The sequence below is a fragment of the Enterobacter sp. A103 genome, from assembly GCF_034427535.1.
Lineage (GTDB): Bacteria > Pseudomonadota > Gammaproteobacteria > Enterobacterales > Enterobacteriaceae > Enterobacter > Enterobacter asburiae_B.
In genome coordinates, this window is the sequence record NZ_JAXQPQ010000006.1 from 142,031 (window position 1) to 168,984 (window position 26,954).

17 protein-coding genes, 1 rRNA gene and 1 pseudogene are annotated in these 26,954 nt (G+C 56.5%); 4 read left to right on the forward strand and 15 right to left on the reverse strand.

Translation table 11 applies throughout. The features are described 5' to 3' along the window. Window positions 1-19: 19 nt before the first annotated feature. Together SPH27_RS17165 and pdeH are read right to left on the reverse strand one after the other, a co-directional pair. Window positions 20-2,062: an AsmA family protein gene (locus SPH27_RS17165; protein WP_182072904.1), complete on the reverse strand. Its 2,043-nt coding sequence runs from the start codon at window positions 2,060-2,062 to the stop codon at window positions 20-22. Between the two features lie 65 nt (window positions 2,063-2,127). After that, the gene (pdeH, locus tag SPH27_RS17170) at window positions 2,128-2,901 is read right to left on the reverse strand and encodes a cyclic-guanylate-specific phosphodiesterase (protein ID WP_039263033.1); all 774 of its coding nucleotides are present in this window, start codon (window positions 2,899-2,901) and stop codon (window positions 2,128-2,130) included. Window positions 2,902-3,130: 229 nt separating this feature from the next. Between pdeH and SPH27_RS17175 the strand changes: the two genes are divergently transcribed. Further along, window positions 3,131-4,060 carry a sugar kinase gene (locus SPH27_RS17175; protein ID WP_096150265.1) on the forward strand — a complete coding sequence of 310 codons (930 nt, stop codon included), beginning with the start codon at window positions 3,131-3,133 and terminating at the stop codon, window positions 4,058-4,060. A 63-nt stretch (window positions 4,061-4,123) separates the two neighbouring features. Here the strand turns inward: SPH27_RS17175 and SPH27_RS17180 are convergent, their stop codons facing one another. From SPH27_RS17180 to bcsR, 9 genes and pseudogenes are all read right to left on the reverse strand, one after another. Further along, window positions 4,124-5,617 carry a M16 family metallopeptidase gene (locus SPH27_RS17180; protein ID WP_033146870.1) on the reverse strand — a complete coding sequence of 498 codons (1,494 nt, stop codon included), beginning with the start codon at window positions 5,615-5,617 and terminating at the stop codon, window positions 4,124-4,126. Window positions 5,618-5,844: 227 nt separating this feature from the next. Next, entirely contained in the window at window positions 5,845-7,131 is a 1,287-nt protein-coding gene (locus SPH27_RS17185) for a dicarboxylate/amino acid:cation symporter (protein WP_023309587.1), read from the reverse strand. Between the two features lie 159 nt (window positions 7,132-7,290). Continuing rightward, window positions 7,291-9,297, reverse strand: a complete 2,007-nt coding sequence (gene hmsP, locus SPH27_RS17190) for a biofilm formation regulator HmsP (RefSeq protein WP_039263030.1) — start codon at window positions 9,295-9,297, stop codon at window positions 7,291-7,293. A 225-nt stretch (window positions 9,298-9,522) separates the two neighbouring features. Beyond that, window positions 9,523-12,978: pseudogene (gene bcsC / locus SPH27_RS17195) on the reverse strand (cellulose synthase complex outer membrane protein BcsC); the annotation flags it as partial. Beyond that, window positions 12,960-14,066, reverse strand: a complete 1,107-nt coding sequence (gene bcsZ / locus SPH27_RS17200) for a cellulose synthase complex periplasmic endoglucanase BcsZ (RefSeq protein ID WP_033146873.1) — start codon at window positions 14,064-14,066, stop codon at window positions 12,960-12,962. The gene bcsZ and the pseudogene bcsC, both read right to left, overlap by 19 nt. A 6-nt stretch (window positions 14,067-14,072) precedes the next feature. Then, a complete protein-coding gene (gene bcsB, locus SPH27_RS17205; protein ID WP_045143092.1) occupies window positions 14,073-16,493 on the reverse strand; it encodes a cellulose biosynthesis cyclic di-GMP-binding regulatory protein BcsB in 2,421 nt (806 codons plus the stop codon). A gap of 10 nt (window positions 16,494-16,503) precedes the next feature. Continuing rightward, window positions 16,504-19,119 carry a UDP-forming cellulose synthase catalytic subunit gene (gene bcsA, locus SPH27_RS17210; protein WP_029740462.1) on the reverse strand — a complete coding sequence of 872 codons (2,616 nt, stop codon included), beginning with the start codon at window positions 19,117-19,119 and terminating at the stop codon, window positions 16,504-16,506. After that, the gene (gene bcsQ / locus SPH27_RS17215) at window positions 19,116-19,868 is read right to left on the reverse strand and encodes a cellulose biosynthesis protein BcsQ (RefSeq protein ID WP_029740463.1); all 753 of its coding nucleotides are present in this window, start codon (window positions 19,866-19,868) and stop codon (window positions 19,116-19,118) included. Before bcsQ ends, bcsA begins: the two co-directional genes overlap by 4 nt. 11 nt (window positions 19,869-19,879) lie before the next feature. Next, entirely contained in the window at window positions 19,880-20,068 is a 189-nt protein-coding gene (gene bcsR / locus SPH27_RS17220) for a cellulose biosynthesis protein BcsR (protein ID WP_008503237.1), read from the reverse strand. A 175-nt stretch (window positions 20,069-20,243) separates the two neighbouring features. On the opposite strand from bcsR, the gene bcsE reads away from it, so the two are divergent. The 3 genes from bcsE to bcsG are packed head-to-tail and all read left to right on the forward strand — an operon-like array spanning window position 20,244 to window position 23,669. Then, a complete protein-coding gene (bcsE, locus tag SPH27_RS17225; RefSeq protein WP_033146877.1) occupies window positions 20,244-21,806 on the forward strand; it encodes a cellulose biosynthesis c-di-GMP-binding protein BcsE in 1,563 nt (520 codons plus the stop codon). After that, window positions 21,800-21,997 carry a cellulose biosynthesis protein BcsF gene (gene bcsF, locus SPH27_RS17230; protein WP_024908822.1) on the forward strand — a complete coding sequence of 66 codons (198 nt, stop codon included), beginning with the start codon at window positions 21,800-21,802 and terminating at the stop codon, window positions 21,995-21,997. The genes bcsE and bcsF overlap by 7 nt, the downstream gene beginning before the upstream one ends. After that, entirely contained in the window at window positions 21,990-23,669 is a 1,680-nt protein-coding gene (bcsG, locus tag SPH27_RS17235; RefSeq protein WP_033146878.1) for a cellulose biosynthesis protein BcsG, read from the forward strand. Before bcsF ends, bcsG begins: the two co-directional genes overlap by 8 nt. Window positions 23,670-23,717: 48 nt before the next feature. Here the strand turns inward: bcsG and SPH27_RS17240 are convergent, their stop codons facing one another. The 4 genes from SPH27_RS17240 to rrf all read right to left on the reverse strand — a co-directional run bounded on the left by SPH27_RS17240 (window position 23,718) and on the right by rrf (window position 26,954). Next, window positions 23,718-24,710, reverse strand: a complete 993-nt coding sequence (locus SPH27_RS17240) for a glycosyl hydrolase family 8 (protein WP_182072906.1) — start codon at window positions 24,708-24,710, stop codon at window positions 23,718-23,720. 16 nt (window positions 24,711-24,726) lie between these two features. Next, on the reverse strand, window positions 24,727-25,689 hold the full coding sequence (gene birA, locus SPH27_RS17245) for a bifunctional biotin--[acetyl-CoA-carboxylase] ligase/biotin operon repressor BirA (protein ID WP_048976750.1): 963 nt from the start codon (window positions 25,687-25,689) through the stop codon (window positions 24,727-24,729). Then, the gene (gene murB, locus SPH27_RS17250; protein ID WP_182072907.1) at window positions 25,686-26,714 is read right to left on the reverse strand and encodes a UDP-N-acetylmuramate dehydrogenase; all 1,029 of its coding nucleotides are present in this window, start codon (window positions 26,712-26,714) and stop codon (window positions 25,686-25,688) included. Before murB ends, birA begins: the two co-directional genes overlap by 4 nt. 124 nt (window positions 26,715-26,838) lie before the next feature. Then, window positions 26,839-26,954: ribosomal RNA gene (gene rrf, locus SPH27_RS17255) — 5S ribosomal RNA — on the reverse strand.

Here is a 26,954-nt window from a genome sequence, read left to right on the forward strand (position 1 = left end):
GGGAGAGGGAGAAAGGGAGCTACTTCTTCATCTGCGACAAAATAGTCCGGCACTGATTGGCCTCGCCTTCTGACGGCGAAATCAACGCCAGCAGCGCTGCGGCCGGGGTGACCAGCGTCGCCAGGGCCGCAGCCACCGCACCGCGCGCAATCAGCGGTCCGGGCTTCACGCCCGCCTGAGGGTTTTTGAAGGTTCCGCGCACGTAAAGCGGCGAGCGCAGGGTGATGATGCGGATCCCCTTACTTTCCGGGTCAATCGTCAAATCAAGCTGCTCCGAGGCCATGCTGGCGGTCCCGGTCACGTTAATCACCGCGTTTTCCGTGTCGAAGGCAAATATCTGCGGACGCGCCACGCCGTTAACCAGATCCAGATTGGCCGCCGCGCAGTTCACCCGCACCTCGTCATCACCAAAAATTTGCCCGATGACGTAGTTACCGACGTTCAGCCCCAGGATCTCCATCAGGTTGCGGCTGACCAGCCCGTCGTTCATCAGCAGCTTCAGGTTACCATTGCCGCTGCCCAGCAGCGCCGCCACCGAGTTCCCCACGCCGCGAATGTCGGCATCACCGTTCATTTCACCGAGGGTTTTCTGCATCAGCTCTACGTTCGGCATCAGCTCTTTCAGCTTCAATCGACGCGCCTGGATCTCCGCCCGTCCCTGCATCGGCTTCTTATCGCCTTCCAGATGAATGTTCGAGGAAATTGTCCCGCCCGCCATGCCGAACTTCAGCGGCTGCAGGCGCAGGTCGGCATTTTTGAGGAGGATATGGGTCGAAAGATTGCTGATCGGCAGCGTACTGCCATGTTCAATTTTTCCGCCTTTGAAGCGCACATCCGCATCCATCACGTTCCATTTGTCGGTTTCGAAGCGATCGTATGGCAGCACTTTGCCCGCAGGCTGAACATCCTTTTTGACCTCTTTCGACCTGGTACCTTTACCCGAATCCACGCCAATCAGCGGACCAAGATCGGCCAGACGCAACTGACGGGACTCGACATCCCCTTCCAGTTTCGGGCGCGGTTTTCCGGTGGTGTAGGTCAGCGTGCCGTGGATGTCGCTGTCGCCGATACGGCCGTTGAAGTCCCGGTAGTCAAAAACGGACGCTTTTTCGGTATCGATTTTGGCGACCAGATGCCCGTCCGTTTCGAACGGCGGGGTATCCGGCAGCAGCACGCCGGTCAGTTCATACAGCTCGCCCAGTGAATCGCCGGCAAATTTAAGCTGAAGATCGACGCCCCCCATATTCATCGGGTCGTTGACCGTGCCGACGAACGCCACGCGGGTGTTACCGGAACGGAAGTCCGCCTGCACCGGGAACGGCGTGCCTTCGCTCCGCAGCGCCAGCATGCCGCCAATTTTCCCTTTACCGCTGAGAGGCCGATCGTTGTAGCGTCCTTTTGCCGTCAGGCCGAAGACATAGTCCCCCACGCTTGCCGCGTCGCCTTTTGCTTTCGTGCCCGTGACCTCGCTAAACGGCAGCGGTTTGCCAAGCGGATCGACGAGGATCTCCACGTCCGCCTTGCTGACCTTATCGTCGATGGCGATCCGCCCGCGATCGAAAAGAATATTGTCGAGACGGAACGACCAGGAGGAAGGCCGGGCATTCGGATCTTTTTCGCTGTCGCTGGCAAGGTTAAACGTCCAGTTGTTGTTTTTTTCTGAGAGTCGGATCAGACGCGCATCGGGCTGCTGAAGTTTGATCCACGGCAGATAGACCGTTTTGGTGAAGAGCGCCAGCGGAGCCAGCGTGGCTTCAACGCGCGGCAGGTGGATCATGGTGACGTCCGGGATATCCGGCGGGTTGCCGAGAATGATGTCGTCGGCATGGACATGAGGCCAGGGGATCCAGCTACGCCAGCCGGGCTCCTCTTTCTGACGCTCCCATACCACCCCTAAATCACCGCGTATGGCGAAGGGGCGGTTCAGTTCGGTTGAGACTTTCTGGTTGATGGTCGGCTTGAGACGGTTCCAGTCAAACGTCGCAATAATGATGGCGACGACCACGATCAACAACAAGAAAATCCCTGCTGTCCAGGAGATTACCCTGGTTGTTCTCGTCATTTTTATCCCCTTTCCTGATGACCTGTCCTGTAAAACTATAGTCCAGACAAAGGGAAGCGGGCTTATCAGAGGGTCGTTATAACGCTATCGAGGCGATCCATGGGTACCGGGCGGGAGAGATAATAGCCTTGCGCCGCCGCTGCGGGAGAGTTTTGCACATCACGCCACTCTTCCAGTGTTTCCACACCTTCAACAATCACGCCCTGGCAATAGCGGTTCATCAGCTGTAATAACAGCGTAAACAGATTCCGCCCTTCCGGGGTCTGACGCAGCATAATGAACAGGTCGCGGGCCACTTTGATGTAGTCGTAGCGCACCTCACTCAGGGCGGAGAAGTTCGCCATGCCGGTGCCAAAGTCATCCAGCCACAGCGGGCCGTATTCGCATATCGACGCAAACGAGGAATCCTGCGGCAGGCGGACATGCTCCACCAGCTCAAAGCGCATCCACGGCAGGGTGGCGATCAGCTCCTGCAATTTTGCGTTCTGACGCAGCGCCAGCAGGGTTGGACCATCGACGTTCACCGAGGCGAGGATATCGTGCCGTTCGAAAAAGGACTGCTTCGTCGCCAGCATGCGAAGCTGTTCTTCCAGCACGTCCAGACGCTGGCGAACGGCAACTTCGGCAAAATAGCGATCCGGCGCGATGCGCTGAGTAGGGTTTGAGGGATGCGTAACGACGGTCAAAATTTCAATTGCCATCAGTCGACCATCTGTTCGGTAGATCGGCTGATAGGTGTACGCACGCTCACATTGCAGCCAGTAGCGATGCTCCTGCAAGTTCTCAATACTTGCCTCAGGCGTAGTGCTCAGCCGCTGGATAACCTGCTCTGACTTCATTTCAGATGTCCTGTTGTTGGGATAGCCTTTCTGGACTCGTCACAGGATTATCGGCGCGACAATTGAGAACTTTATGTTCAATTCACCGGGAAAATGAAATTAAGATGACAGAAATGCGCGGGAACACGCGCTGGCTCAAATAAAATAATGGAACGTTGTTTTAATATAGTTGACCGGTTAATTCACTCAGCGCACACTGCTGATAATTCTTCTGTTCAGGTTCACGACTATGTCCAAAAAAATTGCCGTGATTGGCGAATGCATGATTGAGCTGTCACAAAAAGGCGCGGAAGTCAGCCGCGGATTTGGTGGCGATACGTTAAACACGTCCGTTTATATTGCCCGTCAGGTCGCGCCTGAGGCGCTCACCGTGAACTACGTGACCGCCCTGGGTACGGACAGCTTCAGCCAGCAAATGCTGGAGGCCTGGCAGAGTGAACATGTCGAAACGTCGCTGATTCAGCGTATGGAGAACCGCCTCCCGGGGCTTTATTACATCGAAACCGACAGCACCGGCGAACGCACGTTTTATTACTGGCGTAACGAAGCCGCGGCCAAATTCTGGCTGGAGAGCGACGCGGCCGCGGCCATCTGCGAAGAGCTGGCGACCTTTGACTACCTCTATCTGAGCGGGATTAGCCTGGCGATCCTGAGCCCTACCAGCCGTGAAAAGCTGCTCTCGCTGCTGCGCGAATGCCGTGCAAACGGCGGCAAGGTTATTTTCGATAACAACTACCGCCCGCGCCTGTGGGCCAGCCGCGAAGAGACGCAGCAGGTCTATCAGCAGATGCTGCAGTGCACCGACATCGCCTTCCTCACGCTCGACGATGAAGACGCTCTATGGGGTGAGAAACCGGTAGAGGACGTGATTGCACGCACGCAGGCGGCTGGCGTGAGCGAAGTGGTGATTAAGCGCGGGGCAGATTCGAGCCTGGTCGCGGTGGCGGGCGAAGCGCTGGTTGACGTTCCGGCGGTGAAGCTTGCCAGAGAGAAAGTGATTGATACCACGGCGGCCGGTGATTCATTCAGCGCGGGCTATCTGGCGGTACGTCTGACGGGTGGAACGCCGGAAGCGGCGGCACAGCGTGGTCACCTGACGGCCAGCACGGTGATTCAGTATCGCGGGGCGATTATTCCGCGTGAGGCGATGCCTGTTTAAGGAGGGTGCGGGCTGATGCCCTCACCCTAACCCTCTCCCACAGGGAGAGGGAATGTTTAAGCATTACTGCCCCTGCGGAATATCCGTCGCGTCCGGATGTAAATCATCAGCCGTGGCGGCCTGCGCTGGCTGCGGCGCGGTAGCCATAATGGAATCCCAGGTCTTCTGAAGTTCCTTCATGTCATATTCCGGCTCGCCCTTCGGTTGCAGGAGGATCAACGCCATCTCCTGCGACAGCTGCTGACGGAGGTCCTGATTGAGCATCTCGACGGTCAGACCGTTCAGGAAGTCCTGACGCAGTTTCTGGTACTGTTCCGGCGCAATGTCCACCACCTGATTCTGCAGGGAACGAATACGCTGGCTGATCAGAATGTCGGTATCGGCGCGAGCGTAGGTCGCAAACAGCTTCTGCAGCTCGAGTTTTTTCTGCGCCACGAGAGCGTTGAATTCCTCTTCGGAAAGCCCCTCTTTACGCACTTTTGCCAGCTCTTTTGCGACCACGCCCAGATTGGCATTCAGCTTATCGCCCGGCGATTCAACGTTGATGGCGCACTGTGCACGCTGGAACAGCACGCGGCAGTCAAAGCCAAGACCGATATTCTTCACGTTGTTCTTGCTCAGCGTCTGCTGAACGTGCCAGAACAGCGCTTCACGCGCGAGATCGGCACGCCAGTAGCGCAACATCGCCGCGGACTCGCGGATGGGCTGCCAGGCGTTATCCCACATGACGGAGAGGCGATCCTGACGCACGGCGTCCGTCATAATGCTGACAGGCTCTGCACGTAGCGGAGAGAGCGTCGGGACAGGGGCTGGCGTTTCACGCTTGCCTTTCAAATCACCAAACGCTTTGTTGATCTGCTCCACCACCGCGCGGCTGTCCACGTTACCCACCACGATCAGCGTCATCGCGTCCGGGGTATACCACTTCTGGTAGAACGATTTTACCTGTTCGGCGTCCACCGGCTGTTTCAGCGGTTCGGCCGGGTCATGTCCCAGCAGCGTCGAGCCCTTCAGGCGGTAACGCCACCAGCCCTCTTTGGTATCCCCGGGCCAGGTTGCCACCATGTCGCTGTTGCTCAGCGCATAGTTGACGGTGTCCGGCGTAATCGCCAGATTGCCAGAGGCATCGGAGAGATACGTAAGCGCTTCTTTAAGGAGGTCGTTACGGTTATTAGGCAGGCTCAGGTTAAACATGGTGTAGTCATACGAGACCACAGCCGGAGGGAGCGGGCGTTTCGGATCGATGGCCTGCTGCCAAAGCGAACGCACCTGAACCGCTTGCAGGCTGCCGCTCTGCGTGAGCGCCAGCCGGGGAATAAAATGGCTAAAACCGGTTTGCTGAGTGCTTTCCGCGAGGGAACCGGTATTAATGGACAGACGGATTTCTACACGGTCACTGGGACGTTGCGGAGTGGCTAAAACCTGCCACTGAAAACCGTTCGCTAATGTCCCTTGTTGCCAGGCCGGGTCTGGCTGGAGCGCATCTGCCTGCACATAACTGGCTGCTGCCATCATCAGCAAACCGCCGGTTAAGAGTCGAATTTTTGTGCCCTGCATGTGAACCCCTGATCAACATTCCTGGTTAAAAAAGAGTGTTTCGCGACGCGCTTCACTCTTAAAGATGACGATGAAAACACGTCGATTAGACCGCGCGTTCGGCAAAACGTCACGGTCAGAAGTGAAATATACCCAAAAAAAATCTTGTCGAATTATGACAGGTACGAACAGTTATTATGCGCAGGAGCCCGCATCCCGACAAGGGAATACGGGCATTTGTGACAAGATTAAGAGGTTAAGCCAGGATTTTTGCTGTCAGTTGAACGGTTATTCAGAGTATCGTCGAGCTTTTTGTGATCCAGCTCTTTCACCCATTTCGCCACCACCACCGTTGCCACGCCGTTACCCACCAGGTTGGTTAACGCACGCGCCTCTGACATGAAGCGGTCGATACCGAGAATCAACGCCAGACCCGCCACTGGCAGGTGGCCCACAGCGGAAATAGTAGCAGCCAGCACGATAAAGCCACTGCCCGTCACGCCTGCCGCGCCTTTAGAGGAGAGCAGGAGCACCACCAGCAGGGTAATCTGATGGAAAATATCCATATGGCTGTTGGTCGCCTGAGCGATAAACACGGCCGCCATCGTCAGGTATATCGAGGTGCCGTCCAGGTTGAAGGAGTAGCCCGTCGGGATCACCAGCCCGACCACCGATTTACGGCACCCCAGCTTTTCCATCTTGTCGAGCATACGCGGCAGCGCCGATTCTGAAGAGGAAGTCCCCAGAACGATCAGCAGCTCTTCGCGGATGTAACGGATAAATTTGAAGATGTTGAAACCCGTCGCGCGGGCGATGGAGCCCAGCACCACGACCACGAAAAGGATACAGGTGATATAGAAGCAGATAATCAGCTGACCCAGCTGCACCAGCGTACCGACGCCATATTTACCGATGGTGAAGGCCATCGCGCCGAAAGCACCGATCGGCGCCAGGCGCATGATCATATTGATGATGCCGAAAATCACCTGGGAGAAGCTTTCGATCACATTAAAGATAAGCTGGCCTTTGCTGCCCAGACGGTGCAGAGCAAAGCCAAACATCACGGCAAACAGCAGAACCTGCAGGATGTTTCCGCTGGCGAACGCGCCAATGACGCTGCCCGGTATCACGTCCAGCAGGAAGGCCACCACACCCTGATCCTTCGCCTGCTCGGCATATACCGCGACCGCTTTGGCATCCAGCGTTGACGGGTCTACGTTCATCCCCGCGCCCGGCTGCACCACGTTGACGATGATCAGACCGATAATCAGCGCAAGGGTACTGACCACTTCAAAATAGAGAAGCGCCACTGCACCGGTACGGCCGACCGCCTTCATGCTTTCCATGCCAGCGATGCCCGTTACTACGGTACAGAAGATCACCGGAGCGATGACCATTTTGATGAGCTTAACGAACGCGTCGCCAAGCGGTTTCATTTGCGCACCCAGCTCAGGGTAATAGTGACCCAGCAGAATACCGATGGCGATGGCTGTCAGGACCTGGAAATAAAGACTTTTGAAGAGTGAGGTTTTCATAAGGTGTCCTTGGGAAGAAAAACCACAGGTTTTGTAAGGTTATGGTTAACCTGCGGCTTTAAAATAACACCCACATAACAGGACAGAAATAAACTCAGTTCAAATTTGAAACACAAATGTTAAGAACTTTGAGCTGGCTCGCACAAGCCAGCAACAAAATTACACTTTTGCGTTATTGTCAGCACCAGAAAGGTATCGTTCTTCAAAGACATCCGAAGGAACAGCAGGGGCAAAAAGGAAGCCTTGTCCGCTCTCCACGCCCGCCTCTGCCAGCCATGCGCGTTGCGCTTCGGTTTCAATCCCCTCGGCAATAAGATGCAGGTTGAGGCTGCGCGCCATCTGGATAATCGCCTGCACCATGCTGCTGTCGCCCGGCAAACCGTCGACAAACGCTTTGTCAATTTTGAGCACATCCACCGGAAGGGTTTTCATATGCTGAAGCTGACGCAGCCCGGCGTACCCCATACCAAAATCGTCCAGAGCAATGCGAATGCCGGCATTACGCAGCGGTTTCAGAATTGCGACTGCCTGATTAGGGTCGTCGATGCGTCGGCTCTCCGTCACTTCCAGAGTTAACGTATCAGGCTTGATTCGGTAACGATGGATCAGCTCCAGCATCTCTGAAACCATGGTCGGGTGCATAAGCTGCAGGGCAGACAAATTGACCGACAGCGGCAGCGTCACGCCGCGCTCCTGCCAGGCGGCAAGCTGACGGCAGGACTCCTCCAGCACCCAGTAGCCGACGGTAACCATCAGGCCGCAGGATTCAATGCGCTCAATCAGCCCTTCCGGCAGCTCCCATGAACCATCCGGCTGCTGCACGCGCAGCAGTGCCTCGGCGCTTTTCACTTCTCCCGTCAGCAAATTCACCTGCGGCTGTAGCCAGAGGGCAAACTGGCGGTTATCCAGCGCGGTCAGGATGTCGCTCTCTTCCGTCAGGCGCTGCTGCGCCTTTTCCATCTCTTCCGGCGCGAAGAACTGGATCTGATTTTTCCCTTTGCGCCGGGCGGTGAACGCCGCCGAGAACGCGCGATGATAAAGCTGCTCTGCCGTTAAATCGCCATAGTACATCGCAATACCGATACTGGCGCTTGGACGAAGCTGGATACCCTGAATGGGCAACCGCTCATTAATGACAGTGAGTACTTGCTGACCTAAAGTGATCGCATGCCAGGGTTCTTTTACGCCGTTGGCAATCACCACAAGGTCGTAACCGCTGACCTGGGTCAGCACCATGCGCGGGGCAAGGACAGACTTCACTTTTTCCACCAGGGTCAGCAGCAGCATTTCGCGCTGGCTCTCCCTGAGCACGCCAGCCGTATCCTGCAGGGTTTCACAGGCGATAACCATCAGCGCCGTGGTTTGCTGACGGGCAACGGTCTGCTCCAGCATCGCCATCAGGAAGGCTTTATTGGGAAGCTCCGACACCGGGAAGCGCGTGGCGCTGCTGTTTAACTCATCCTGCTGGCGCTGAATGCGCTGCTGGTTGAGGTTGTAGCTGCGCACCAGCATGCCTATCTCATCGTCATGATGCAGACGCGGCAGCTCAAGCTGATGCCCCATCTGATCCTGCGGCGCAAGCGTATTCAGCTCGCGGGCGATACGGCGCAGCGGATGAACAATCAGCCGGTTAATGCACCAGGTGAGCGCCACGCTGAGAATAAGCGTCATAAGTAAGCAAGTGGTCACTAACGTAACCACCCAGCTCATGACGAATTTATACATGCGGTAGGAATCCGCCTGTAATACCAGGTAGGCCAGCGGCTGCGGATTGGCAGGGCGTTCAAGCGAATAAACGGGCAGCGAAATCTGCACCGGCAGTTCAAACAGGCGCATCACCATCATCGGGACGGGACGCTCCGGGATAAAGCTCATCCGCAGCGCCTGAAACTGATTGGGCAAGACGACATCGGCGCGGCTAACGACGCCGGCAGGCTGAATGCGTTTTAAAATGGTTTCCGCTTCGGGAATATCCCCTTTCAGGATAGCGGCAGAGAGCGGGCCGCGCACCGATCGCGCGATACTTTCTAACTGCGAAGCCGTGTTATAGCGATTCTGCTGTACGGAATGAAACAGCAAAATTACGCAGAAGAGCAGTACAAACAGCATGGTGACGGCAGAAACCATCGCCATCTGTTTGATTGTTAAGGAACGGCTGACACGCAAAATGACTCTCCACAAAACTCGAAGCGCAGGGCGCGCCAGGGTGTAAACCTGGCGCGCCTGAGTATACCCGATTGCCGCGCTATTAAGAGAGACTTACAAATGGATTAAGGATAATCCGATTACCAGTCCGCGTAAGGGATGAGCGGCTGCGGCGGTAAGTCCATATCGCCCTGCCAGCCTGCAGCAGAGTAACGCACATAGATCAGCGCATGGCTTGGGGTANGGCTGCGGCGGTAAGTCCATATCGCCCTGCCAGCCTGCAGCAGAGTAACGCACATAGATCAGCGCATGGCTTGGGGTATAGTCTTTCGCTTCCTGAATATCCACGCCCATGCCCACAAACCAGTTGGACGTTACGCGGCGTTCGATAATGGCCCGCGCGGTATAACCCGTGCCTGAGGAGCTGCTGCCCGTTTCCATCACGCCCCGGTCGGTATAGCGGTCTGGCTCATCGGTCGGGATCAGATTCTGGATCGGGTAGCGCAGTTCGTCTTTGGTTTTCGAGTGAGACCAGGACACCGAGCCGCCCAGCTCCCAGGACCAGTTCTCCGTGCGTTTACGCCAGGTCACCGGCAGTGCGAAGGAGACATACTCCTGCGGGCTGTAGTAGCCGCCCTGACCCAGGGTATAACCGCTCAGGTCTTTGTCGTAGTGCCAGAGCATATTGGAGACGCCGACCGTCAGGCGCTCGTTGTTTTTATTAATGAGCTTGTAGTAGTAACCCGTCATCCAGCGGACGCGCCAGTTATCTTCCACATTTTTACCCGTCAGCGTTTCCGCGTTCAGGCTTGACCAGACGCCGTTCGCTTCCCCTTTGTCATAGCTCATGCTTACGCCGCCACCGGAGGCACGTACGCCGCCCCAGGTGGTGCCGGTGTTGGTATCTTTTTGCCCGGCGAAGGCCAGCAGAGAGCTGGAGATGGGGCGGCGATGGGCGTTAACGGTATAGCCGATGGGGCCCAGATCGCTGCTGTAGCTGATACCGCCCACCACGTCGACGACGTCAAAGCCCATTGGCGTGGTGCCAATATCCATCGCCCAGGTTTTATTCTGCCAGCCGACGGCGACGCTTGCGCCATTGTCGGACTGATGGGTGTTGCCGCTACACGGCGTTTCGTAGCAGGTCCCCCATTTTGGATCGTAAGTCCCGTTATTGTTATCAAATGAACCGGCGTCCATGTTGACCAGATCGCTTCTGAAGAACATACGCCCGTCTGACAGCGGAGCATCCACCTGCAGCATGGTGGTGTGCGCTTTCAGGTCAGAATAGCCGCCCGTGCCGCTGGAGCCCCAGTAGTCGTGCTGCAGCGTGACGTTAACATCCTGCTGACGGTACAAGTCACCGGCATCGCTGCGCACGCCGCGCTTCAGCCAGTCGTCTTTTTCATCGTTGCGCGTCAGACGGGTGAAGCTGTCGTTGTCGGCCGGACGCGTCGTGGTGATGCCCGTCGACACCATCGCGTCTTTATAGGTTTCCAGCGCCTGCTGAGGCTGACCGTTTTGCGCCTGGAAACGCGCGGCATCACGTAACACCAGCGCGTTTTCCATGGAGCCGGGCTGCGATTTAGCCTGCGGAATGATTTTGTTGAAGGTCTGTTCTGCGGCCGCGGAATCGCCCAGACCTGCCTGCGCCATCGCGATCCGGCGCTGCATGTTGAGCGACAGCGGCTGGCCGTTTTGCGCGGCGGGCAATTTCGCCAGCTCTGCGCGCGCGGCATCTTTGTCACCCTGCGCGCTGTAAATCTCGGTCAGGCCGAGGATCGCGTCTTCGTTCTGCGGTTCACGCTGCAGAACGGCGTTATACGTCGTTTTCGCCGACGCCAGATCGCCACGCTGCTGCGCCCAGTCAGCCAGCGTCAGGTCGATGCGGGTGGAGGTCGGCTGCTGACGCAGAAGGTTTTCCGCCTCCTGCTCTTTTCCGCTGTCGCGCAGACGGTTGGCGGTTTCCAGCACCTGATTGCTTTGCAGGCGGTCGGCAAGCTCCTGAATATTGCCGCTCCACTGGCTGCGCGGCAGCGTGTCCAGATGCGCCAGCGCGGCGCGGTCCTGATCGTTGCCGGAAAGATAGAGCCCGCTGGCGTACACCTGATCCGGATCGGTCGGTTTCTGGCTGGCAAGCTGACGCATAAGGGTATCCGCCTGGCTGCGCTGACCCGCGCTGTAGAGATCGCGCGAGAGACGATAGGTTATCCAAACGTCGCCGGGAGAGAGCGCCAGACGACGGCGCTGAATCTCTGCCGCCTGGGCGTATTTTCCCTGATTTTCCAGCTGTTCTGCCTGAGCGGAGAGCTGCTCGTTGGTCAGACTGCGTTCAATATCATCAATGCTCCGGCGCTGGCTGGCGGAGAGAGACTGGATAAACTGCGAGGCCTTCTCCGGGGACTGGGCACGGTAAATATTGGCCAGGCCGCGGACCGCATTGCTGTTGCCGCTGTCCATACGCAGCGCCTGGCGATAGTAACGTTCCGCTGCGTCATTATCTTTACGCGCCGCGGCGGCATCGCCCAACCCCAGCACGGCATAACTGTCGGTATTGTCGATACTGCGCGCCTGCTGATAGTAACGCTCCGCCTGCGCAGGGTTATTCGCCTTCAGGGCCGCATCGCCCTGCTGGATCAGCAGCCAGTAGCGGTTGACCTTCAGCAGACTGTCCCATTTACCCCGGTTATCGCTCTGGGGATCGAGGGCAATCGCCTTTTCAAACTGCGCCACCGCGCGGGCGCGGTCGCCTTTCTGGGAATAGGCCTGGCCAAGGGCACCTACCGCTTCACTGTCGGCATGGTTGGCGCTGACGGCTTTTTGCAGTTCCGCGACCGCCTTACTTCCCTGCCCGGCATCCACCGCCGCCAGCCCTTCCGCTTTCGCGCGGAACGCCGGGTCAGCGAGCTGTTTTTGCTGTTCTTCGAGCTGGGCACGCGCCGCCGCGACGCTATCGCCGTCACTGAATACGCTCAGGTATTTTTGCAGCGCGCTGACGCTGGCGCTGCTGGCAGGCTGGCCTTTGATTTGGTCATACCACATATCAGACGCCTGGCTGCGCCCGTTGGTCGATTTAGCCATATCCTGCAATACCGCAAAGCCTTCGTCACGGCGTCCGCTCTGGAACAAAAGCTGGGACAGCGTCGCCTGCAGCTGTGTATTTCCGGGGCTGCTGGTGTTGATTTTCTTGAGCTGGTTAATGGCCGCATTCCGGCGAGCGGGGTCTTTCGCCACGACGTTCCAGTATTCCGTCGCCACGTCGCCGCCCGGCGGGTTGCCGTCAAACAGCTTGTCATAGGCTGCAATCGCCTCCTGCGTGTGTCCCGTGGTGGCGAGCAAACGCGCCTGCTGGAGCTGCTGGCGGCCATCCGGCGTGGACAGCAGCATCGTGTTGCGTGATGACTGGTATGCACTCGAGCCCGGCGCAATCCCTTTCAGACGATCCAGCTCTTTTTGCGCACCGGCGTTATCGCCCTGGCGCAGCAGGTAGCGAAAGCGTGCAGCAATGACGTCAGGGTTGTTCGGGTCAATCAGCTCAAGACGGTAAAGCGACTGACGAACCAAATCCTCACGCTGTGTCGATTCGCCCAGCCGAACCTGTTCCAGCAGCTGTTTCTGCTGCGGAGAGTTGGCGGCTTCAGCCATCGGCATCAGTGCCAGGCCAAGCGATAAAGTGAGTAGATTTACTGTGAACTTGCGCATTCCTGGCCCCAATCCGGTATTAATTCACCTTTTGCGGTGAAGCGAAAACGATGCTGATCCCATCCTTGCCCAAAGAGAGTCAGCACGTAGCTGTAATAGGCATTGTTATCGGGAAAATGGTCCGCAACGCGCTGGCGCTGAACCGCCTGAGCATCACGTTGTTGTAAAAACGGCAGCATGGCGGCAGAGAACCCGACCGGACCATTCCCGGTGCGTTTACCCGTCGCCACATCCACTTTCTCCGGCGGCACACCCCGTTTCATTGTCTTTGCCGCCATCGGCTGGAAGCGCGTCAGCAGCCGGGCTTTCTGAGGATCTTTATCACTCATCATTCCCACCCAGAGATAAACGCGGATGGCGTCGTAGCCGCCCACCAGCGATTTATCCTGCTGTAACCGCCAGCCTTTGTTTTTCTGATACTGAACCCAGTCCGGCGAAAACCCTTTCGGCGCGCTCTCCAGCAGCAGACGCTGATTGGTTTCACGAAGCTGGGTCCACGGGGGACCAAAGCGCGTGAAATAACTCGCTAACTGCGGAGGAAGATAGCTGGGGTTAAAACGCCAGACGTTTTCATCGGCAAAACCGACTTTACCGGGAAGCAGCATTGCGCCGAGCCCCGGCACTTTCACCACTTCCTCACTGACAATGCGTTTCAGCAGCGCCTTACCCGTGCGGGTATAGTCCGGATGTTTCCACAACCGGCCCGCTTCGAGCAGAGACCAGGCGATCCAGACATCGGCGTCAGAGGCGGAGTTGGTATCAATCACCGCCCACGTCTCTTTATCTTTCTGGCCCCATAGCCAGGCGGGCAGATGGTCGTTGAGATTGCCGCTGGCAAGATTATCGCGCGTCCAGGTCAGCAGCTGGTCAAACGCGCTGCGATCGTTCGCCGCAAGGGCAAAGAACAAGGCGTAGCTTTGCCCTTCAGAGGTCGTAATTTTGCGCGTGTCGCTGGGATCAACGACACGCCCGCCCTCACTGATGTAATCCTTTTTAAACTGCTCCCAGGCAGGCCAGGTACAGGCGGCGCGAAGAGGAAGCGCCGCCAGCATCAACGCTGCTAATGCACACCAGCGAAAGGCTTTCATCACATCTTACTCATCCGGGTTCAGGCGACGACGGCTGATGATACGCAGCAGACGCCACAGCACCCATGCCAGCAAGACCACGCTGACCGCCGCCAGGATGGCGAGCAGAACCGGATGGTTAGCCAGCGCATACCACAGGCGTTCGAACCACGGCAGATGGCCCACGTAGTACACGTCGCCCACGCGCAGGCTATTGACGCCGGACTCACGGATCACCGACACGGAACCAAACATCGCGGCACGCTTACCGCTGTCGTTCATGGCCGTATTGAGCAGTTCATATCCGCGCGGGCTGTCCGCCAGGAGAGCCACCACGCTACGCTGTTCGTTGTAAGGTGACTGGAAGCCCACCACCGCGGCCATTGCCCCCTGAGACGTTACCGTCGTCTGCGCGCTGGCCTGACGGTCGTTCATATCCGGCATAATGCTCGGGAACTCGGTCTGACGCAGCGGCGTGTTAACCCAGGACTGGGCCGCTTTCACCAGCAGATCGATACGTTTGTCATCCTTCAGCTTATCCGGAATGGTGCCGATCACCATGATGTCAGCATCTTTGTTCTGGATCTGGCTGCCATCGTCCGTCAACGTGACGTTAATCGCCGGTAATCCCGTCTGCCCCCCAACGGTCGCCATGGTATCCAGCAGGGTCGTGACCTGCCCTTCGCTTGGCGCTTTTGGCATCACAACGATGGACTCAGAGAGATCGGCCATGCGGCTGAACGGGAAGCCTGCGTTAGCAAAGGCGCGCAGATCCGGCATCGCCAGGAAGTGATAGTACTTCGAGAAGTCGATGGTCGACTCATCGCCAATCACGACGTGGTTCTGTACGGGCTGGAAGGTGATGCAGTTTTCCGCCGAACCGCCAGGCGTCGGGTTCATGTACTGGAAGTCAAAGCGCAGCTGGTTTATCGCGCCCAGCTTCAGCGCCGGGATGGAGACATCCGTTTTACCGTCCAGCAGCCCCTGCAACACCGGCAGGCGAAGCATCAGGCGGTTAGTATCCTGCGTGCTTTGCAGGCTGAACGATTGCAGGAACTGGTTGTTCAGGCTGATATCCATGCGCGAGCTGTCTTTGGTCGCTGGCGCGGTATAACGGTAGTTCAGATTGATATCAATGCCGTTGGTACGCAGCAGATACAGATCCGGCGGCAGATTCAGTGACAGGCTAATCGGCGCTGGCTCAAGCCCCGTCGCCTGCAGCTGTTCTTCATAGGTTTTCAGTTCGCCAAATGTCACCGCACGGTCGGTACGCACCCAGTTTGGCGCATCATAAGGTTTACGCGCCAGCAGCGGTTTGACCTCATCCACTACAACGCTGTTGCCACGGAAAAGGACGTTGCCCTGGGCAATCGCTTTTGCTGCCTGCACCAGATCTTTATCATCACGGCCAAACACCACCAGCAGCTTCACGTACGGGTTTTCCGGGTGGCTTATCATCTCAACGGTCGGCGCTTTGACGTCCGGATGATCGCGCAGGAAGGCCGGGCGTTTCGCGTTGGTCGCAAACACAATGGCATTTCTGTCCGGCAGTTTGTCATACATCGCCGGGAAGCTCTGTCCACGCCAGCCAGCACGTGAACCAAACCAGGACGCCACAATGGTGGCCGCCAGCTGCTCGGTCACGTCCGGGGATGATGCAAACACCATCGGCAGCGTGAGCGGACGGTTATCACGCGGATCGAAGAACGGAACCGGGAATGCCGAGAGATCGTTTTTCAGCGCCAGCGACTGGTAGGTCATCTGCAGCGAGGAGTTACGCCCGACGTCCATCCACAGCGTGTTGCTGGCAGGGTTTTCGCAGACATCGCGATAGTGGCCGACAAATTCCAGACGGATACGGTTAAAGTCGGTGATGAACAGCGGGTTGATCGGCACCTGCGCCTGGGTTTTCTTGCCAAGCTGCTCTTTGGTGACCGGCAGTACGTCCATCAGCTCATCATTCAGGTAGACCTTCAGCTGAGACTGCGTCGGCAGCAGAGACGGCGACGGCGTGTATTCCAGGTTCAGCACCGCATTGGAGACGACCTCATCGCTGCGCATGCCAAACTCAATGCCGCCGTTAGGGTTGATGCCGCGCAGCACCATACTGCCCGGAGGCGGTGCAATTTGCGCGAAGGTCAGCTTCACGTCCCGCGACGGCGCATTGTCCGCAACGACAGGCGCATTCGCCCCCCGGACGCCCGGCATCACCTGCCCGATGACCTGGCCGTCTGCCGGCAGGGTGTTCCCCTCCGTTGGCTGGTTCGGCATGATATTTTCTGTTTGACCAGGTGCCGCGGTGACAACCGGATCGGTTGCTTGCGCGACGACAGGTACCGTTGGCGCAGGCGTTGCCGCTGCGTTACCAGGAGCTGCGTTAGCCATTGTTGCGGGGAGGACATTCATCCCCATTGCCACTGCACATAACCAGGAAAGTTTTGTTTTCATCGCGTTATCATCATTGTTGAGCCATAACCGGGTCCGCCTGCTTCGCCTCATCCCGCTCAGGACGACGAGGAATGAACGACACGACCCAGGAAACCAGCGAAGTAAGTGACCGGAAAATTAATTTCACCGACGACGGGGCGAATTCTGCAAGGTGACGATAGCCACGGAACCCCAGCTTCAGAATATCCAGCAGGCTTTCCAGAGGTTTATCTTCCGGGAAGCTGTCCTGCCAGAGAGCCCACGTATCCGCGCGGGCAAACGTACACTGCACAAAATCGATATGTTGCTTTTTGGTCAACGGCATCAGCTGCAAACCGACTTCATTGCCCGCCACGCGCACAACCTGCGTCGGGAAGACATACTCCTGCTGACCGCGCTTAAGCAGCAGGTTAACTTTCTGGCCTTCCAGCACCTTCGCCTGGCCGTTGATTTTGATCCCCAGGCCACCGTCAGAGAAGTCGTGCACGGTACAGGAGAAGAGATGGCCATCTTCACGGGCGATCGCCGCAGGCATGCAGATTTCAACGCGATGCGCACGACGAACCTGCTTGCTCTCCACCGACACCGCCACCGCGCCGCCGAGGATAATCAGGTTGTAGAAGACCCAGGCCATACTCACAAAGACGGTCAGGATTTCGTTTTCCGGGCCGTAGAAGTAACGCCAGATACCGGCGATGACGCCAACGATATTCAGCAATACCAGGAAGATATACGGACGGGAGATCACCCAGTCGACGTACTCCTCTTCCACCAGGCCGCCCTTGGCGGTGACGTTAAATTTCCCTTTGTGCGGGTTAATCAGCGCCACCATCGTCGGCGGTGCGATATACCAGGCCAGCACCGTTTCGTAGATTTCACTCCAGAAGGAATGGCGGTATTTACCCTGTATCTTCGAGTTCGTCAGGCTCGCGTGGATCATGTGCGGCAGAACAAACAGCGCAATCATCAGCGCCGGGGCGTAAATGATATAAGCGTGAAGGAGCAGGAACGCCAGCGGCGCGGTCAGGAAGATCAGCCGCGGGATACCGGATAAGAAGTGGAACATGGCGTTGACGTAGCAGAGACGTTGCGCCAGCTTGAGCCCTTTACCAATCAGTGGGTTATCGAGACGGAAGATCTGCACCATGCCGCGCGCCCAGCGAATACGCTGACCAATGTGCGCCGACAGTGACTCCGTTGCCAGACCGGCAGCCTGCGGAATACGCATATACGCAGAGGTATAGCCACGACGGTGCAGGCGCAGAGAGGTATGCGCATCTTCAGTGACCGTTTCGACGGCGATACCGCCAATTTCATCCAGCGGCTTACGGCGGATAACCGCGCAGGAGCCGCAGAAGAAGGTGGCATCCCACATGTCGTTTCCGTCCTGCACCAGGCCATAGAACAGCGTGCCTTCGTTCGGGGTTTTACGGAAGCGGCCAAGGTTACGTTCAAACGGATCCGGCGAGAAGAAGTGGTGCGGCGTCTGCATCATCGCCAGCTCTTTCTCCTTCAGGAACCAGCCCATGGTCATCTGCAGGAACGAGCGCGTCGGCACGTGGTCACAGTCAAAGATCGAGACAAACTCCCCTGTGGCATACTTCAACGCGTTATTGATGTTCCCGGCTTTCGCATGCTCGTGAGTCGGACGAGCGATGTACTCGACGCCAACCTCCTCTGCGAACTGGCGGAATGCCGGACGGTTGCCGTCATCCAGGATCCAGACCTTAAGCTTGTCTTTCGGCCAGTCGATGCCCAGCGCGGCATAAATGGTGTTTTTCACCACGCTCAGATCTTCGTTGTAGGTCGGTACAAAGAGATCAACAGACGGCCACTGCGCGGTGTCTTTAGGCAGCGGAACCGGCTGGCGGTTGAGCGGCCAAATGACCTGGAAATAGCCCAGCACCAGCACGATCCAGGCGTAGGTTTCGGCAAACAGCAGCACCAGGCCGCACACCAGGCTGACCGGGTCGTCCCAGTTCAGGGTTGAGGTATAACGCCACCAGATGTAGCGACAGGAGACGGTCAACGACAACACAATCAGCATCAGCGCCGAGAAGCGGCCCGGAATACGGCGGACCAGCAGCGCCACGCCCCACAGCAGGATCAGGAAGGTGAACTGCGCCAGAGGGTTGAAAGGTTGCGTAATACAGACCAGCGCCAGAATGAGCGAGAACACGACGATCACGCCGAGGATAAAACGCCGCAGGCCCGGGTGAAGATGCCCGAGCTCTTTATGGTTATCCAGATGGCTGGTCTTATCGCTTACGCTGTTGGGCAGTCTGTCCAGCCACTGGTGGTAGCGCTCACGTAACTGCTGCACGCGGGAAAAACTGCGCCAGTGCGGCGTTATTTTCTCTGAGCGGGATGACGTGACCACCAGCCAGATGGCCTGAATGAGATAGCGCGCCGGATCCAAAGGACGCGGCCGGTTGGGATTAATATGCGGATATAGCTCACTGTGCCGGGCACGTATGCGCTGCCAGCGCGGGTGTTCGAGTGGAATAAACATCCAGGCCAGAATCATCCAGAAGCAGCCGAGCGCGGCGCTAAATGCCGAAGCACCGTGCCGGCGGAAATGCCGGTAATGTTCGCTCAAACGCGAACTGACCGGTGGGATGAGTAACCAGCTGGCGAGACGACTCATACAGAACTCCCTGCATGCTCCGCCCTGTTGGCGAAGTTCAGCAGACACCAGTTAGCCAGCGTCAGGATCTCTTCTGCCGCCAGTGAATCGCTGCGGTATTCGCCGAGCGGTTGCTTAGACGCAAGGCATTCCGCCATCCCCTCATCACGATGGATGACAATGGGAAGCAGACGGCGCTGGCTTTGCAGCCAGACCTGATACAGATCGTCCTGAATCTGGCTGCCAATGCGCAAATCGTTAATCAGAAGATGAGCGTTCTGAGGCAGCCCCTGCTGATGCAGGCGGATATGGCAGTTCGCATCGACGTTGACGATGGAAAGTATATGATCGCATTGGGCGATTAGCTGTCGGGTCAGCGTGCCGGCGCCGTGCGGCAGATCCAGCAGGATCCACTTGTAGTGCCCCTTTTCTTTCAGGGTTTGCAGCGCCAGCGTGAACTGCGAAAACAGGCGCTGATACGCGGCTTCATTCTCGCGTTCCGTGGTGCTCAGTTGCCCAAACGGCAGCAGATCAAGCTGGGAGGTATAGCGCATCCCTGCATCCTGCCAGTCTTTATCATCAAGCAGCGCGCGGGCCCAGCCCTCTTCACGAGAAAAGTCGACGTTAAACGACATACGCAACAAATTATCGGCGCAGGCGTCAATAACCAGCACCGATTCACCTAAAAGCTGTAATGACCACGCCAGCGCCGCGGTAACTGATGTGGTACCCACACCGCCACGGACACCCTGTAATCCGAGTATGGCCATCAATGGCTCCCTTATTGTTGATGGGCGAATTCAGCTAATAACGGCCAGCGTTTAATAGCCGCGGCCAACTGTTCCCGCTGGGAAATATCGGTGTAATCTATTTCAGGTAAAGAAAAGGCCTGCGTCAGCGCCAGAAAATCGTTTTGGAATGTGTAACCCAGAGTCGAGTCGACTGGGGTTCCAGGTTCGTTATTATCCATTCTTTTTCCATCCCTTTAAGGAAAATCGCACGCTAAAGAAGTTGCGGGGCTTCCTGCCCTGACAAATTTCATTTACATGCTAAATCTGATGTTCTTTAATTTCAATGTTAGGTTTATTTCTACGCTTTCGCTAGTAAACTGAGATACAGATAAATTAGACGAAAAGAGGGACACCGTGGACTCCATATTTTCTATTGGCATCCAGTCATTATGGGACGAATTGAGCCACATGCCAGTCGGAGGAGTCTGGTGGATTAATACGGACCGTAATGAAGATGCTATCAGTCTGGTAAACCAGACAATTGCTGCTCAGGATAAGGATTCCCGCGTGGCCGTCATTAGCATGGGCGAAGATCCGAAGAAAATTATTACGCTTGAAAGTGGTCGCGGCCCCCAGACGGTGCGATTATTTTCCATGACATCGGAAGCCGATAGTCTATACTTTTTGTCCCGCGACGTTCAGTGCTCTATTGATCCGGATCACTATTTTGTGATTCTGAAATGCGCAAATAACGTCCTGCAAAATATGCCCGCTGAAAAACTGCTGCCCTGGCTGGAAAAAATCAATAAATGGGCAAAATTTCAAAATTGCACGCTATTGATAGTCAATCCCGGCAGTAATAATGACAAGCTGTTCTCACTTTTAATGGGCGAATATCGCTCCCTGTTCGGTCTGGCAAGCATTCGTGACCAGGCAGGCAGCTATCTCTACGATATTGCATTCTGGTGTAATGAAAAAGGCGTGAGCGCCAGGCAACAGCTTACGCTGAAACATATTGAGGGCGAGTGGCACCTGGCGCAGCAGGAAGAAACCGTGGTGCAGCCGCGCAGTGATGAAAAACGCATCCTGAGCCATATCGCGGTTTTAGAGGGGGCACCCGCCCTGTCGGAAAACTGGACATTGTTTGATTCTAACGAAGCCCTTTTCCATGAAGCCCGCACAACCCAGGCGGCAACCCTTATTTTCTCGCTGATGCAGAATAACCAGATTGAGACGCTGGCACGACAAATCCACACCTTACGCCGCCAGCGCGGCAGTGCGTTGAAAATCATCGTGCGCGAAAATAATACCAGCCTGCGCGCCACCGATGAGCGCCTGCTTCTCGGCTGCGGCGCCAATATGGTTATTCCATGGAATGCGCCGTTGTCACGCTGCCTGACGCTTATCGAAAGCGTTCAGGGCCAGCAGTTTAGCCGCCACGTACCGGAAGATATTTCCACGCTGCTCTCCATGACGCAGCCGATGAAGCTGCGTGGATACCAAAAATGGGATACCTTCTGCGACGCCGTCGGCAACATGATGAACAACACGCTTCTTCCTGCTGACGGAAAAGGGGTCATGGTTGCTCTGCGTCCCGTGCCGGGTATTCGCGTTGAACAGGCTCTCACCTTATGTCGCCCGAACCGTACAGGGGACATCATGACCATTGGCGACAATCGCCTGGTGCTGTTTTTGTCCTTCTGCCGGGTAAACGATCTCGATACGGCGCTTAACCACATCTTCCCTCTGCCTACAGGGGATATTTTCTCGAACCGTATGATTTGGTTCGAAGATAATACGATTAGCGCGGAGCTGGTGCAGATGCGTGCGCTCCAGCCTGAACAATGGGTTAAGCCGCTCGCTATCAAGAGCGATGCCAAACCGATCCTCAATGCCAGGCATGATGGACACGTCTGGCGTCGGGTTCCGGAACCCCTTCGCTTATTAACAGACAACGCGGAGAACGCATCATCATGAACATCAGCGATATCATTCAACTGGTTATATTCTGTGCGCTGATCTTTTTCCCGCTTGGCTACTATGCGCGCCATTCCATCCGCCGTATCCGTGATACGGCCAGAGTGCTGTTTATTAAACCTCGCTATGTAAAACCAGCCGGAACACTGACACGGGCATCACACGTCAAGGCAGACCGAAAACATGACTAATTCTACCTATACCGCTTCGTCACCCTCGCCGCTCTGGCAATACTGGCGCGGCCTTTCCGGCTGGAACTTCTACTTTCTGGTGAAGTTTGGCCTGCTGTGGGCAGGCTATCTGAATTTCCATCCCCTTCTCAACCTCGTGTTTATGGCCTTCCTGCTGATGCCGCTGCCGAATATCAGGTTACATCGCTTGCGCCACTGGGTCGCTATACCTGTCGGCTTTGCGCTGTTCTGGCATGATACCTGGCTACCGGGGCCGGACAGCATTATGAGCCAGGGGTCGCAGGTGGCGGGCTTTAGCGCCAGCTATGTCCTCGATCTGACCGAGCGCTTTATTAACTGGCAGATGATTGGCGCGGTATTTGTGCTGCTGGTTGCCTGGCTGTTCCTGTCACAGTGGATCCGCGTCACGGTGTTTGTCGTCGCGATTATGATCTGGCTTAACGTGCTGACGCTGGCTGGGCCGAACTTTTCCCTGTGGCCTGCCGGTCAACCGACCACCACGGTGACCACCACAGGGGGAAGCGCGGCGGCAACCGTCACAACGGCAGGCGATACGCCTGTGGTGGGCGATATCCCAACCCAGACCGCACCGCCGACCTCTACCAACCTGAACGCCTGGCTCTCCAGTTTCTATACCGCGGAAGACAAGCGACAGACTAAATTCCCGGACGCGCTGCCGGCGGATGCTCAGCCGTTTGAACTGCTGGTGATCAACATCTGTTCTCTCTCCTGGGCCGACGTGGACGCCGCCGGTTTGATGTCTCATCCGCTGTGGTCACACTTCGATATTCAGTTTAAAGATTTCAACTCAGCCACCTCGTACAGCGGCCCGGCGGCGATCCGCCTGCTGCGCGCAAGCTGCGGTCAGACATCGCATAAAAACCTGTATCAACCCGCCGGCAACCAGTGTTATCTGTTCGATAACCTCGCAAAGCTGGGCTTTACGCAGCACCTGATGCTGGGGCATAACGGCCAGTTCGGTAACTTCCTGAAAGAGGTGCGCGAACAGGGCGGCATGCAGGCACCGCTGATGGATCAAACCGGTCTTCCCGTCTCTCTGCTGGGCTTCGACGGCTCGCCAGTTTATGACGATACTGCCGTCCTGCAGCGCTGGCTGCAGACCATCGAAAAAGACAGTAATCCGCGCAGCGCGACGTTCTTTAACACCCTGCCGCTCCACGACGGTAACCATTTCCCGGGCGTGAGCAAAACGGCTGATTATAAAGTGCGTGCACAGAAGTTCTTTGACGAGCTGGACGCGTTCTTCACGGAGCTGGAAAAATCGGGCCGTAAAGTGATGGTGGTTGTGGTACCTGAGCACGGTGGTGCGCTGAAAGGTGACAGAATGCAGGTGTCGGGTCTGCGTGATATCCCAAGCCCGTCCATCACTAACGTGCCTGCAGGCATTAAATTCTTTGGGATGAAGGCACCGCATCAGGGCGCACCGATTGAGATTACACAGCCAACCAGCTATCTGGCGATCTCAGAGCTGGTTGCCCGCGCCGTTGACGGGAAGCTGTTTGTGGAGGATAGCGTGAACTGGGATCAGCTCACCAGTAACCTGCCGCAAACCGCAGAAGTCTCAGAAAACGCTAACGCGGTCGTCATTCAGTATCAGAACAAACCGTACGTTCGCCTGAACGGCGGGGATTGGGTACCGTATCCGCAGTAACACGGTATGACGTCCCTCTCCCCATCGGGGAGAGGGGCAATGTCGACATTATTGCTGGGCGATCCACACCAGCATTTTCAGACTTGCCGAATAGTAGTCGTCTTTAGAGGTGATTTCGGGTTCACCGGCAGCCTGCCCCATCGTGAAATCACGTACGGCCAGCAGGCCGCCTTCCATCATGTAGGGCGCATATTCGTTGGTCGCGACGTTAACCCAGGCGGGCGTTTGTTCCCGGGGGAACTGACCGAACCAGGCCTTCCACGGCGTCAGCAGCGGGCTTTGCTTATCAGACCAGGCAACGTACAGCGGAACACGAATCGCGTCATAGCTCATTCGCGGCGGCCAGCCTTTAGCAGGAGCCAGCTTGCCACCTGATGCCAGTGAAACCCAGTCAGTGGGCAGATTCGCTTTACCCGAGCCCATTTTCCCCAGCAGGCCTTTCCCGTCCTTAATCAAATCGCGCCAGACCGGCAAATGACTGCGTCTGGAGAAGGCCTGCCAGGCCGGAAACACGAAATAGGAAGGATTAAGGACCACTTCACCCTCAAGCTTAAACCCCTGGACGCCGGGCAGCATTACGCGGTAACCGGCATAGCGGATCACGCTGTGGTCAATCAGTGCTTTGGTAATTGCATCCGATGCGGTGCTGTAGCGTTTGTCATGCCAGCGGGCGTCGGCTTTCAGCAACGCCCAGGCAATCAGCACGTCGCCATCTGCAGCGTTGTTTTTGTCGGCGACCGGGTTGGACTCTGCGGGGTTATAGCGCCAGTAAAACAGACCATTTTCTTTGTTCTTCAGCTGACTGTCTGTCCATTGCCAGAGCTTATCGAACGTGGCTTTATCGTCGTTAGCCACCGCCATCAGCATGGCAAAACCCTGACCTTCCGTATGCGACACGCCGCCATTACCGGTATCAACAATGCGGCCTTCCGGTTTGAAAAAGCGGGCCTTGTAACTCTCCCAGGCCCGATCCGCATGAGAGAGAGGCGAAAACAGCACACTCATCATGACGGCCAGCGTTGCGCAGACGGGTTTTCGCATAATTAACTCGATCCGGTTATTCGGCACTTCGCAGTGAAATCTCACCGCCCATCCAGGGTTTGATCACGCCATCCTGCTCCAGGAGCAGCGCGCCCTGTGCGTCAATACCGCGCGAAGTTCCGTAGATCTCTTTATCACCAATCAGCAATTTCACCGGGCGGTTGATGAAGTTATCCAGCTTTTCCCAACGAGACAGGAACGATGCCAGCCCTTCCTGCTCAAAAAGCGTGAGCGAACTGCGCAACTCTTTAATCATACGCACGGCAAGGGTGTTGCGATCGATGACGATCCCCGCCTCCTGGAGGTTAGTCCAGGCCTGATTCACCACATCATTTTGTACATTGCGCATTACCATGTTGAGGCCTGCGCCGATGACGATTTGCGCCGCATCGCCCGTTTTTCCCGTCAGTTCGACCAGAATACCGGCAAGTTTACGATCGTTGAGGTAGAGGTCATTAGGCCATTTAACGCGTACTTTATCCGCCCCCAGATCGTGCAGCACTTCCGCCATGACGATGCCGATGACCAGACTCAGACCAATGGCAGCGGCCGGGCCCTGCTCGAGTCGCCAGTACATGGACAGATAGAGGTTAGCGCCAAATGGCGAAAACCATTTGCGACCGCGACGGCCGCGACCGGCCTGTTGATATTCAGCAACGCAGGCATCGCCGGATTTCAGCTCAGGCAGACGATCCAGAAGATACTGGTTCGTCGAATCAATCACCGGCAGCACCGCAACATTGCCGTGTCCGATCTGGCTGCGGATCGTTTCTTCATTCAGCAATTGAATCGGCTCCGGCAGGCTGTAGCCCTTTCCGGGAACCGTGAACACATCAACACCCCAGTCGCGAAGCGTCTGGATATGTTTATTGATAGCAGCACGGCTCATGCCAAGCTGCTCACCCAGCTGCTCGCCAGAATGAAACTCGCCGTCAGCAAGGATGCTAATCAGGGTTAAGGGAACGGTATTGTCCTTCACGCGATAGCCTCCACGGCATTAACTTCACCTGTGCAGCCAATGAAGCGAACTTCTGGCTCCAGCCAGACGTTAAATTTTTCGCCCACACGCTGACGAACATAATGAGCCAGCTGTACAACATCATCGCTGGTCGCATCGCGCTGATTAATCAGCACCAGAGCCTGCTGCTGGTGAACGGCAGCACCGCCTACTGAAGTGCCTTTTAGCTGGCATTGATCGATAAGCCATCCTGCGGCAAGCTTCACGCTGCCATCCGCCTGAGGGTAATGTGGCGCGGCTGGCCATCCTTCAAGAAAGACTTTTGCATTTTCGCTGCTGATAACCGGGTTTTTGAAGAAGCTTCCTGCGTTTCCGTTTACTTTTGGATCGGGAAGTTTGGCCATCCGCATATGGCAAACGGAATCAAAAACGTCGCGGGCGGTTACGGTAGCCGGATCGAGACGCGTTAAATCCCCGTAGGTCAACACAGGCTGCCAGTCCTTCGACAGGCGCAGGCCCACGGCAACAATCACGTAGCGATCCTGATATTCATGTTTGAAAATACTGTCACGATAGCCAAACCGGCACTGTTCCGCCGTTAAACGCTTTGCCGTTCCGGTCGCCAGTTCGATGCAGTCGACATATTCGCAGACATGTTTCAGTTCGATGCCGTAGGCACCGATGTTTTGAATAGGTGACGATCCGGCGCAGCCTGGAATAAGCGCAAGGTTTTCCAGGCCCGGCATCCCTTTTTCGAGGGTGAATTGCACCAGATGATGCCAGTTTTCTCCGGCCCCCACGTGCAGGTGCCAGCTGTCGGCACGCTCTTCCACATCAATTCCCATGATGCGGTTAACGATCACCGTTCCCGCAAAATCATCGAGAAACAGGACATTACTTCCTTCGCCCAGAATCAGTACGGGTTCGTTATTTTCAGTTGCGCTTTGCCATGCATCCAGCATTTGCTGTGCAGTATCGGCACGTACAATTTGTTTAGCATTGCGTTGAATGCCAAAGGTATTCCAGGGCTTAAGGGAGTGGTTCATAGACGCTATCCTGATGCAAAAACGCAGGTAGTTTACCGTATAAGCAGGGCGTTGGGGGATTAGTTTGTGCAGCGTATAAACGCAAAAAGGCCATCCTTGCGGATGGCCTTTCTACTTATTTGATGCCTGGCAGTTCCCTACTCTCACATGGGGAGACCCCACACTACCATCGGCGCTACGGCGTTTCACTTCTGAGTTCGGCATGGGGTCAGGTGGGACCACCGCGCTAAAGCCGCCAGG

Bases quoted from the DNA above. Each gene is read 5' to 3' on its own strand.
- SPH27_RS17165 (WP_182072904.1), bottom strand. From the start codon at position 2,062: ATGACGAGAACAACCAGGGTAATCTCCTGGACAGCAGGGATTTTCTTG.
- pdeH (WP_039263033.1), bottom strand. From the start codon at position 2,901: ATGAAGTCAGAGCAGGTTATCCAGCGGCTGAGCACTACGCCTGAGGCA.
- SPH27_RS17175 (WP_096150265.1), top strand. From the start codon at position 3,131: ATGTCCAAAAAAATTGCCGTGATTGGCGAATGCATGATTGAGCTGTCA.
- SPH27_RS17180 (WP_033146870.1), bottom strand. From the start codon at position 5,617: ATGCAGGGCACAAAAATTCGACTCTTAACCGGCGGTTTGCTGATGATG.
- SPH27_RS17185 (WP_023309587.1), bottom strand. From the start codon at position 7,131: ATGAAAACCTCACTCTTCAAAAGTCTTTATTTCCAGGTCCTGACAGCC.
- bcsZ (WP_033146873.1), bottom strand. From the start codon at position 14,066: ATGAAAGCCTTTCGCTGGTGTGCATTAGCAGCGTTGATGCTGGCGGCG.
- bcsB (WP_045143092.1), bottom strand. From the start codon at position 16,493: ATGAAAACAAAACTTTCCTGGTTATGTGCAGTGGCAATGGGGATGAAT.
- bcsA (WP_029740462.1), bottom strand. From the start codon at position 19,119: ATGAGTCGTCTCGCCAGCTGGTTACTCATCCCACCGGTCAGTTCGCGT.
- bcsQ (WP_029740463.1), bottom strand. From the start codon at position 19,868: ATGGCCATACTCGGATTACAGGGTGTCCGTGGCGGTGTGGGTACCACA.
- bcsR (WP_008503237.1), bottom strand. From the start codon at position 20,068: ATGGATAATAACGAACCTGGAACCCCAGTCGACTCGACTCTGGGTTAC.
- bcsG (WP_033146878.1), top strand. From the start codon at position 21,990: ATGACTAATTCTACCTATACCGCTTCGTCACCCTCGCCGCTCTGGCAA.
- SPH27_RS17240 (WP_182072906.1), bottom strand. From the start codon at position 24,710: ATGCGAAAACCCGTCTGCGCAACGCTGGCCGTCATGATGAGTGTGCTG.
- murB (WP_182072907.1), bottom strand. From the start codon at position 26,714: ATGAACCACTCCCTTAAGCCCTGGAATACCTTTGGCATTCAACGCAAT.